8 protein-coding genes are annotated in these 10,638 nt (G+C 38.4%); 3 read left to right on the top strand and 5 right to left on the bottom strand.

All coding sequences use genetic code 11. The annotated features are described in order from the left end of the window. Window positions 1–337: 337 nt before the first annotated feature. The 4 genes from AB6T38_RS17950 to AB6T38_RS17935 all read right to left on the bottom strand — a co-directional run bounded on the left by AB6T38_RS17950 (window position 338) and on the right by AB6T38_RS17935 (window position 5,813). Window positions 338–1,376, bottom strand: a protein-coding gene (locus AB6T38_RS17950; protein WP_372548611.1) for an IS630 family transposase whose coding sequence is annotated in 2 segments (ribosomal slippage) — window positions 338–916 and window positions 918–1,376 — 1,038 coding nt in all. Because the reading frame shifts where the segments join, the coding sequence is not laid out codon by codon here. Between the two features lie 436 nt (window positions 1,377–1,812). Next, on the bottom strand, window positions 1,813–2,259 hold the full coding sequence (locus AB6T38_RS17945; protein ID WP_372548610.1) for a hypothetical protein: 447 nt from the start codon (window positions 2,257–2,259) through the stop codon (window positions 1,813–1,815). Beyond that, window positions 2,260–3,450 carry a hypothetical protein gene (locus tag AB6T38_RS17940; protein ID WP_372548609.1) on the bottom strand — a complete coding sequence of 397 codons (1,191 nt, stop codon included), beginning with the start codon at window positions 3,448–3,450 and terminating at the stop codon, window positions 2,260–2,262. A gap of 257 nt (window positions 3,451–3,707) precedes the next feature. Continuing rightward, a complete protein-coding gene (locus tag AB6T38_RS17935; RefSeq protein WP_372548608.1) occupies window positions 3,708–5,813 on the bottom strand; it encodes an EAL domain-containing protein in 2,106 nt (701 codons plus the stop codon). Between the two features lie 493 nt (window positions 5,814–6,306). On the opposite strand from AB6T38_RS17935, the gene AB6T38_RS17930 reads away from it, so the two are divergent. Both AB6T38_RS17930 and AB6T38_RS17925 read left to right on the top strand, forming a co-directional pair. Beyond that, window positions 6,307–6,825 carry a hypothetical protein gene (locus tag AB6T38_RS17930; protein WP_372548607.1) on the top strand — a complete coding sequence of 173 codons (519 nt, stop codon included), beginning with the start codon at window positions 6,307–6,309 and terminating at the stop codon, window positions 6,823–6,825. 414 nt (window positions 6,826–7,239) lie between these two features. Continuing rightward, window positions 7,240–8,718, top strand: a complete 1,479-nt coding sequence (locus AB6T38_RS17925; protein ID WP_372548606.1) for a multiheme c-type cytochrome — start codon at window positions 7,240–7,242, stop codon at window positions 8,716–8,718. Between the two features lie 93 nt (window positions 8,719–8,811). On the opposite strand, the gene AB6T38_RS17920 is transcribed toward AB6T38_RS17925, so the two are convergent. Further along, on the bottom strand, window positions 8,812–9,258 hold the full coding sequence (locus tag AB6T38_RS17920; RefSeq protein ID WP_372548605.1) for a hypothetical protein: 447 nt from the start codon (window positions 9,256–9,258) through the stop codon (window positions 8,812–8,814). Window positions 9,259–9,450: 192 nt separating this feature from the next. On the opposite strand from AB6T38_RS17920, the gene AB6T38_RS17915 reads away from it, so the two are divergent. Further along, window positions 9,451–10,575, top strand: a complete 1,125-nt coding sequence (locus tag AB6T38_RS17915) for a PQQ-dependent sugar dehydrogenase (protein WP_372548604.1) — start codon at window positions 9,451–9,453, stop codon at window positions 10,573–10,575. Window positions 10,576–10,638: the final 63 nt, after the last annotated feature.

The raw sequence follows: 10,638 nt of genomic DNA, 5'->3' as shown, positions 1-10,638 counted from the left end.
AAAAAGGCTACCTAGTTAGGTAGCCTTTTTTTATGCCTGCGATTTGTCTTACGAAGCACCTTTTTCACCTCCAGACTAGATAGCCTTCCTTCTAAGCGCTGCCGCGCAACAACACCCAAGGGAAACCATACCCAGCGAGTGTCATGCAATGCTGGTTCATGTAATAGGCGACTAGGTGTCACACTTCCATGTGGCTATCTCCAGCCCGACATCCATGTCGGTCGTGCGCTCGGGCGGAACTGCGTTCCTAAAACATCCTCGCTTACCCCCATGTGAGAGCAAAGAAATGCACAACCGGTAGCACGGGCTTTAGCCCGTGAAGTTATACCATTCCATCTTAATGTGTGATCACATCGAGCCACTTTCTTGTACACATTTTTGTGACTTGATCTGTACAACTTAAAAATTGGTTCCAAGCCATACAAACCTTTGTGACAATGTCTTCATAGTCCTTAAAACTTTGATTGGCCAAACAGCGTTGTCTTAACCAACTCCATACTTGTTCGATGGGGTTGAGTTCCGGTGAATAGGGCGGCAGTTTAATAATACTCACGTTATCGATATCCTTTGCGATGTCATCTGTATGCCAGCTTGCCCCATCCATTATCTCGACCGCATGCCGACCTTTTTCTGTGGCGATGGATATCTGTTTCAAATGTTCCAGCATGATCTCTTTATTCACCCATGGCACCACTAATGCTTCACCTATCCCTTTGCTAGGGCAAACTGAACCAAATAAATAAGCATATTCAAATTGTTGCTGTTTTACAGCTCGTGGGCGTGTCCCTCGTTCAGCCCATAAGCGAGTAGTGGTATTTTGTTGACCAAATCTAGCTTCGTCTTGAAACCAAAAATCGACTTTGTTGAGGGCTATATGGCCTGGGATCACATTGATCGTTTCAATTTCCAGTTTTTTTAAACGCGTCTTGTGCTTCTTGTGATTGTTTAGGGTGCCTTGAGCAGCTCGTTATCCAACTAAACCCCAGTGCTTGAAGCAGTTTATATATGGCGTTAGGATGATAATCGACCTGAAAATTCTCAGAAATATAAGCACGTATATCTTGGCCAACTAACCGTCCTCCCTTAGCATTACTGGCTTGGGCCTTTATATAATCTGACAACTGTTCCCGCTGTTGTTGTGATAGATAGTAATCTCGTCCTCTTGCTTTTTTAGCTTCAAGGCCAGCCACACCATGTGATAAATAGTCGGCAACCCAACAGTTAACACTTCGGCGACTGACCTTAAGCATATCTGCAATTTTTGTTCGGCTTTTGCCGTCAACAAAATGGGACACGGCCAGTAATCGAAGTCGTTTACGGGCATCGGACTCTGCTCTAGATAGTGCAAGTAAATGTTGCGAGGTTTCAAGTTTCAAAAGCTTTTAGATAGTGAGTAAATCATAACGCAATTAGATCATAAATCTATACTAATTGGTATAAGGAAAAGCTCAACCTGTAGCACGGGCTTCAGCCCGTGGATGGCAGAGTAAGGAAAAGCTCAACCCAGTAGCACGGGCTTTAGCCCGTGTATGGAAGAAAGACCGTATAGTTTAGGTAGCTTTTTATGCTTATGATTTATCTAACGAAGCCCTTAAGAATATTAAATTAATCTTCGAAGGTAATGCTAGGCATTACACATCCATATGGCGCCGGCCAGCCTGACATCCATGTCAGTCGTTCAAACGGAAGGCGTTTTGCTCTAGAGTGCCTTTTCAGCTTGTAACAGGGGCGTTAGCCCGTATCAAAGATATAGGATACCTGTGACAAAATTATCTAAACTCAAAGGTTTCTTTGAATTATTTAATCTGAACCTTAAGGGTATATAACCGTTAGGTTATCGGGTATCAGGATATCTGGGGGTAAGTAAGCAATAGCGCCTTCTGTTTTTTCTAAATATTTAAGCGTCTCTTGTGGACTATTTAATTCCATAGGTGGTTTGCTTCTACCAGTAAACTTCATTTGCGCCCAATAAGCTTGAATGCGAGATTCAGTAAGACCTACGATCTTGGTATTGAATTCAATTCTCAATTGATTACCAGACGGTAAATTTATAGCTTTATATTTATTGCTTAGGGCCCCGCCCATAAAGATATTTCTTATCTGTTGCTTGCTTAAATCCTGATCTTTGTCTTGGCTATTAATGACAACTATAAAGTCAGATTTGTATTCTTCTGCTTGGGTTTGAGTTACCAAAAAAGAATGGTATAACAATATCAGTAACGTTATTTTTATAAAATGAAGTGTTGTTAAATTTCTCATCTAAAACACCCATTCTAACCCGATAAGGTACAAACTTGATTTACCGTCGAAGGTTGTATTTTCATCTGTTTTGAAGAATGAATGAGCTCCGTTATCTTCTTTAATGGTCGTTAACTCTGCTTTTAGTGCAAAATTTGACAAAACATCCCATCGTGCGCCGAGGGTCCAACTCTGCATGTCAGTAGCTGCTGAGTTTAGAAATATATAATTGTATGCTTCAGCTATTTGGTCTAATCCAGGATCGTAGCCAATGGGGATTTCTTGTATGGGATACTTAATTTCCCCTTTACTGTCTGCAAAGGTTAAATGAAAAGTGAAAGGTGCGTAGTTAAAACCAGAAGTGATGTAATAACTCTGAATATACGGAATGAACTCAAGATCTGTCTCTATATTTACCCACTCGGATCTAATAAAGTAATCTAGATTATCGTAGACAATACCGATTTGCTGAACTTTTGCTACCCCCTTTGTATCTAATGAGTCGGCGCTTTGCACAAAGTTGAGATTATAAAGAGTTTGTTGGAACTCAGATACTTCAGGTATATTTAATCCCAAATTACCTTGGTAATGAGCAATCCTAAATTCGAAATTATTTCTGTTAATCTTCCCAATTAGGCCTCGAAAATTGCGAGCAGTAAAACCTGTTTGATGATCATTAAACTCTACATCGCCGTCTTCTTGGCCAATGTATGCCTCTACACTTAACTCAATCTCGTCGGTATTAAATTTATATAAAAAATCAGCCCCTTCGAAAGTACGGAACAGAAAGTTATCGTAGACTTGGTAAGGAAGGTTTATCCAAGGGTAAGCGAAACCAACGTCTGTGTAATCGCTCATAGAGAAAAAAGGCGCGCGTAACTTACCGAATTTAATCTGAAGGCTATCGGTGGCCTGATAGGTTAAATAGAGCCACTCAATGCCTGAGTCTTTATCTCTATCAGCTCTTGCAATGAGTTGAGTTGTAGCCGACCACTTTTCACTAAATTTATATTCAGCTTGAATCGCTAACAAACTAGATGGTTCTAAATTAATACTACTATCATAACCCTTGAACTCAGTATTATCTTCGTCCAAATAACCCGCGATAACCCTTGCGTAACCAGAAAACTCTATTTCATTAGCGAATAATGATAAATGGCTTAATGAAAGCGATAATATAAAAAATTTTAAAATAATATGTCGTTGCAACAATGTCCATCCTTAGAATAGTTAATTTCATTGAAGTTAAAGTCTTAATTTTGTGTGCTGCATACACTATTTGGAGTGAGCCACTTTTTACTTGTCTTTATGCAATCTTCACATTATTTATCATTTTTACACAGGTTATTAAAATCTGTTTACTTTAAATGATTAAGATCAAGCAGATTGACCGCTTTCCTTAAATAACAGCTAGTGTGTTGATTAGGTTTCGTCTATTGCCCTTTAAATCAACATAAGTTTGGTAGTTATTAATAATCGATTGTGCATATTTCTTGAAATAGCCCTCGAGCTTTTTTAAACGCTTCAGGGAGTTTAGCTAATGGTAATGGTTTTGCAAAATAATAACCTTGCATTTCATCACTTCCATTCAATATTAAATAATTAGCTTGGTCTGCTGTTTCTACGCCTTCGCTACAAATCTGTAAACCAAGTCTATGGCCCAAATCCAGAATAGTCTGTAACACAACTGTATCTTTACCCGAGCTATCGTGTTGCATAACAAACATTCTGTCTATTTTAAGTGTATCAATTTCTATTTTTGTAAGATAACTAAGGGAAGAGTAACCTGTACCAAAGTCGTCTAATGCGATGGAGCCTCCCATTTTTCTGATATTACTGAAAAACTCATTAGCACTATCAAAATTTTCAAGATAACTAGACTCCGTCATTTCAAACTGAATATTTTGGATATTTACATTGTATATGGATAGATTTTTCTCTATAAAATGGATGAAATTTCGGTCTTGCAAATCGTGGCTGGAAATATTAAGTGATACAACGAGTTCATGCTCAACCATTTTTTGCAACTCACTCATGTCTTTAAACACTCTTTCAACCAACCAGCGAGTTATGGCTTTTACTTTACCGCCTTGTTCAGCAATTGGTATGAATTCACCTGGAGATATATTGCCCATCTCACTATTATTCCAACGTAAAAGTGCTTCCAATCCTTTTATTATTCCTTCAGACGATATTTTTAGTTGGTAGTGAATGTCAAATTCGTCTTTGGCAATAGCGTTAGCAATAAGATTGGCTATTTGTACTTTTCTTCGATTTTCCTCTAACATTTTTTTATGGAAAACAGTGTAAGAACCTTTGCCTTTTTCCTTGGAAGCATACATGGCGATATCGGCATTGCTGATAAAGGTATTAATATCAAAAGCTGCGTCTGTTGCCTTGGCAATACCAATACTGACACCTGTTTGAATATCCCAACTATTGATCTCTATGGGAGATAGCATCCCCTCTATAATTCGGTTTGCTATGTTCACTGCTACAAGTGGACTATTCAGGTGGGGGATCATAATCAAAAATTCATCGCCACCTAAACGTGCTAAAATGTCACCTGGCCGAAGAAAACGCTTAATTTTGTTTGCAACCGCTTTAAGTAGTAAATCACCTGTTTCGTGACCCAGAGTATCATTAACCCCTTTAAATCCATCAACATCGAAGAACATAATTGCTAAATCTTCATTTTCTCGCTGACTTCTTGCTAACTCTAACTTCAACATTTCCATGAAAAACATGCGGTTTGGTAACCCAGTTAAAGTATCGTAGTTAGCTAAATGTTGCATGGAGTTTTGCTGTTCAATCAACTTCTCTGTATTTTGTTGATTGGTTTTGATCTCCGCATTAATGGTGCCTAAGAGTTTATTAATATTGCGCCCCAACTCCGATACTTCATCATTACCTGATACTCGGTACTTCAAATTATAGTCGGTGGTTTTTTCAACTTTTTTGGTAAACCTAGTAAGGTTTAGTAATGGCTGGAATAAACGTTGATACCTCAATAAAGAAATCAGCATTGCTAGGGCAACAACTAAAATAACTAAAGGAATCGCGCTGGAAAAAAGGCTGTTTTTACTCTCACTCAAGGGCCGTTGATAATCTTGTACGATTAATAAATATCCAACTGGAAGTTTCTCTTCACCAATGGTTTTTAAAACCGTTAAACCTTCATCGGTTATACTCACATTATGTGGCAATTCCTCGGCTGGAACTGAAGTCAATTCAGGAATAAAATTTTCTAAATTTAAGTAATTAGGATGGACATAATATTGAATGATGTTCCAATCCGCGTCGAATACATTCACAAATTTGATATGTTCGTAACGATCAAGCCCAAGTAACTCAGTGGTGATGGAAAAAAACAATTCTCCTTCGTCGTCATCATCGGTAAATATCGACAAGATATTGTCTGCCATAACTGACGCCATGGCATCTAAGTTTTGCTCTACGGATTTTTTGTAAAGATTTTCATGTTCATTAATGGCTAAAAAGAAAACAGCACTAGAGCTAACTAAAATAGATATGATAATGATAATAATAAACTTGAATTTAATACTATGGAACATCTAGCCGGCTCCCTGCCTTTTCAAAGTTTAAGCAAGCTAATGGAATCATCATCTAGGGTTATACCCGTGTTTAGACTAGATGGCATAACACCAAATACTCTAAATGTAAAAATTCAGACTTTGAATTAACACAAATTTTGTTAAGTTAAATGAACAAGTTGCTGTATTTTAAACCAAATATTTTGCTTATGCTATAGCTGAAAAATTTTACCCAGTTGTTGTGTCACTAGAAACTTCCTGGTGGGTTTGTACGGTATCTGCATTTACTAAAATAGGAATATATTAACTTCTTAAATGCGGTTTTTAACTGTAGTTGTTTGAACTTAGATAGCTGTATTTATTATCTATTTTACTGTTTAGTAAAATCAATATTGGTGAAATAACAATTTAAAAATGATATATTTCGAGCAAATTAATCGCCATTTTGCAGTATTCAATTACATATTTAAACATTTTGGCTTTTACTGATTTAGTTTAAATTAAAGAGGATTCAATGGCTTCACCTAAATTTCATAATGCCGTTCGTAAGTACCATAGATGGTTAGGCTTTTTTTTGGCGGGCATACTGGGAGTTTACGCTGTAAGTGGCACACTACTGATATTCCGTAAAACAGATTTTCTGAAATTTCCACAAGTGGAACAGCGTCAGTTAGATAAGGAACTAAATGGTAAAGCCTTGGGTAAGCAATTAGGTCTCAAAGGGTTTACAGTTGAAAGCGAAGCCGATGGCTTGGTGGTGTTTAATCAAGGGCAATACAACAAACAAACTGGAAAGGCTGTTATTAATAAACAGGACTATCCAGCACCCTTGGCAAAATTGGTTAAACTGCATAAAGCAACCACAGGTAGTCCACTATTCTTTCTGAATATTAGTTTTGGAATCAGCTTGTTGTTCTTTGTTATTACGGCGTTTTTAATGTTTATGCCCAAATTACCCATGTTCAAAAATGGGGTTAAAATTGCAGCAGCAGGTGCTGTCTTTGCTGTTCTAGTGGTTATATTTGGTTCTTAATTTTACTGAGTTTAAGTAAAGTATTTAGCTGCCATTAAATAGGCGTAAATTACTTATATAATTGAATGTTATTCAAAAAAGGCCTGAAATTGATATATGTTTCAGGCCTTTGTTTATGTTTGTTGGTTGATAAGTCGAGATGTTGCCACTAATCATTTAGACCATTTTGAAATGGGTTGCACAAAAAGGTAACTTGATTAACCTAAGCTACCTGTTCCAATACATTTTATCAGGGACGCTATTTGTATTTATTACTAAGAAATATTGGATATCTGCCAATACAATAATTTACCATCACCTGATTGGCTCAACAAACCCACGTCAATTGAATACAAGAATGTGGCAACTACATTACAAATTAATACTAACCATGCAGTTTTAATTTATCGCATTTTGAATAAGTAGTTAGGAATTATGGGACTTAAATCATTTGTTTATATTTTTATCGGCTTAATCGTTGCAGCGGTGGCTTTGGTTTGGTTTAGTCAAGATAACTATGACAAAGTTTTTCACGCTGAATTTGTGGGAAGCGAAGTCTGTGGTGATTGCCATATTATTAATTACGATGCTTGGTTGAAATCGCCCCATCACAATATTACCCATGCTCCTAGCGACAGTACCGTTGTAGGTAATTTCAATAACGGTACTTTTTTCTTAAATACGGATCCTGATAAAACTAGTCCTGCGGTCAAATCCTTTCGACAAGGTGAGGATTTCTTTTTAGCTCTCAAAGATATTGATTCCGACGAGTACAAACCCTTTAAAATCGATAAAGTAATAGGTTATCAGTATCGACAAACTTATCTTACCCAAGAAAATGGTGGTGTGTTAAGGCGCTTACCTGTGCAATGGTCCGTGGCTAGAGGTGAGTTTTTTGCCTATTGGAACGAACAAGAACAAAGCCCGGAAACTGTCCACGATTTATGGGAACAAATGAAGCCATTAAATTCTGCTTGGAATTTATATTGCGCCCGTTGCCATACCACTAATTTACAACAAATAAGTAAAGATCGTGCCCATACTGTGGCCAATGTAAAGTGGACTGAAGATGGAGTAGGTTGTGAGGTCTGTCATGGGCCGGGCAGTAAACATCTCGATTATATGCAAGATAAACCAATTAACCGCATGATGTCCTTGGTTAATTTAAAACTGTTTGATGAGCCTGTTCCTTACATCATGAATGCCGCAGACCACTCCCAAGGGGTGGCGCTAAGTGTTTGTGCCCGTTGTCACGGTGCAGATATTTTGCGGAAACGTATGGATGCTTATCGTACTTATTTTCCTGGTTATGATCACGACGGCAATTTAAATGATTTATCCCAATATTTTACCGAAGCAGAAACGGTACCTGGTCGCACTTTTCCAACGTTACAAGTTTGGCCCGATGGTCGCCCTAAAGGGTTAGGTACTTTATTTCGTTCCTTTGCCGACTCGACACATTATGAACAAACGGATATGCGTTGCTACGATTGTCACGATCCTCATAATAACAAACAGCCGGCGAAGTTCGGTATTTTAGAAGCCTCTGAAGTTAGTAATCAGTTTTGCCTAGACTGCCATCAACCCATACAGCAGAATTTGGCTAAACATACTAGGCATGCGCCAGACACCAAAGGTTCTTTTTGTTATGACTGCCACATGCCTAAAAACCTGCTGAATCAGGTATCTGGTATCGATTATTATGTAAGAAGCCACAACGTGGGTACCATTCCCAATCCTCTGTTATCAGCCAAAATGGGTTTAGAAAACTCTCCCAATGCTTGTAATGAATGTCACACTGAGCAAACCGCAGAGTGGGCAGTAGAAAAGATGCGAGCATGGGGAATGGATGGTCATTTGCTGGATACCGAGTTACATTTAAATCGTAATGCCCACTCTGATATGACCCATTAATCTAGAAACAGAGTTCTGTTAGTCGCGAAAAACGCTGTACCTATATGCTCTAGGTTCCAGTAAGTGGTCAGAACACATTGTTTTGACCATTTATTACTGCTTTAACTTTGCTCGGCGCTGATACATGAATACCCAACCACCAAAGAGTCCGGCCAAACATTGGCTAAGAATTCCCAACTGGGTTCTGGCTCCTGCGATTAAGGTGATGTCCATTATGGGTTGCATGGCGCTTAGAATAGCAAACATGGCCACTGCGCCGCCAAGTGGGTACAACCATGGTCGAGGTTTGACGAATAACTTGTTTAACCAAAACACGCTTAAAAACGCCAGCAACAAACCAACTAAAATTATCACCCCATAAGTAGGCAGAAGACCAATAATATCGCTTCCCGTCGCGGATAACCTGGTTTGCCAGCTAATAGCCACATCCAATTTACTTAGCTCATGGAGTACAAATTGCGTATGTAAAAGGCTCGCTAAAATAAAACAACTAAGGGTTGCCGCGATAAAATCCAAAACAAGTTTTATAGTTTTTTGCATAGGTAACCTTGCCTTCATCAATACTATCTAGTGTGGCATTTTGGCAGGAAAAGTAACAACCTTTATAACATTAATAAAAAGATAGTTAACTTCCACTAAGCTCGCATTTTTTCTGTATATGAGTATATTTATAACTGATTTATGGCAGAACACCCTATCGAACACTCTACTTTATAATCTAAGGAATTATTTGTGCGCATTCGATTTTTCACAGCTGTGCTAATTTATTTTTTATCTTTCAGTTATGTAGCAAATGCCAAGAATGTTGTTAGTTCAAAAGCTTTTAAAATTGAAGAGATTGTGACCGAGCTCAACTTTCCTTGGTCTGTTGCCTTTATATCAAACAGTCGATTTCTTGTAACGGAACGTTCAGGCAGTTTACGACAAGTGGTCAACTTTACCTTAGGGCAGCCCATAGACGGACTGCCAAAGGACATTTATGTGAAAAGCCAGGGCGGCTTGTTAGATGTGGTGCTGCATCCCAATTATCAACAAAATGGCTGGCTTTATCTTTCCTATTCGGCAGGCACTGATGAACGCAACACGCTTAAAATCATGCGCGCAAAGTTACAGAATAACCAGTTAGTTGATAGCCAAGTTATTTTTACCGTTAAACCCTTTCGAAATACGCCAGTGCATTACGGTGGTAAGCTGGCATTCTTAGAGGATAATTCGTTGTTAATCACCTCGGGGGATGGTTTTGACTTTCGCGAAAACGCACAACGTGTGAATAATCAGATGGGCAAAATTCTACGGATTTTGGATAACGGGGAGATACCCCAAGACAACCCCTATATTGGCGAAACAGAAAAAAATCTGGCTCATTCTGTGTATTCCTTAGGTCATCGTAACCCCCAAGGTTTGGTCTATGATCCGATTCGCAATCTTGTTTTTTCAAATGAACACGGCCCCGCCGGTGGAGATGAAATAAATATCATTCGAAAAGGTGATAACTATGGTTGGCCGGTGATTACTAACGGCAAAGACTATTCTGGCGCATTAATTACGCCTTTTAAAAAATACCCAGGCATGCGACAACCATTAGTTGATTGGACGCCTTCTATAGCACCATCAAGCATCACAGTTTACGATGGCATTATGTTTCCGCAAATGCGCGGAGACTTGTTAGTGACCAGTTTGAAATCGAAAGAACTCATTTGGCTGCAAATGCAACAAAATAAAGTTGTCGGTCAGCAGTCTTTATTCGCTGACTTAGGTTATCGGTTCCGAGATGTGAAGGTGCATCCCGATGGCTCTTTGTATTTACTTGTAGATGATGCAAAAGGTAAGATATTAAGAGTAACTGCTAATCGTTAATAAAGTAATCAATTAGGTTAAATATAATTCAGCTATATAGATTTAATTTATGCCGGCTATAAA

The sequence above is a fragment of the Aliiglaciecola sp. SL4 genome (assembly GCF_041538045.1).
Lineage (GTDB): Bacteria > Pseudomonadota > Gammaproteobacteria > Enterobacterales > Alteromonadaceae > Aliiglaciecola.
Note: the sequence above shows the minus strand (reverse complement) of the source record. Positions and strands in the feature narration are given on the sequence as shown.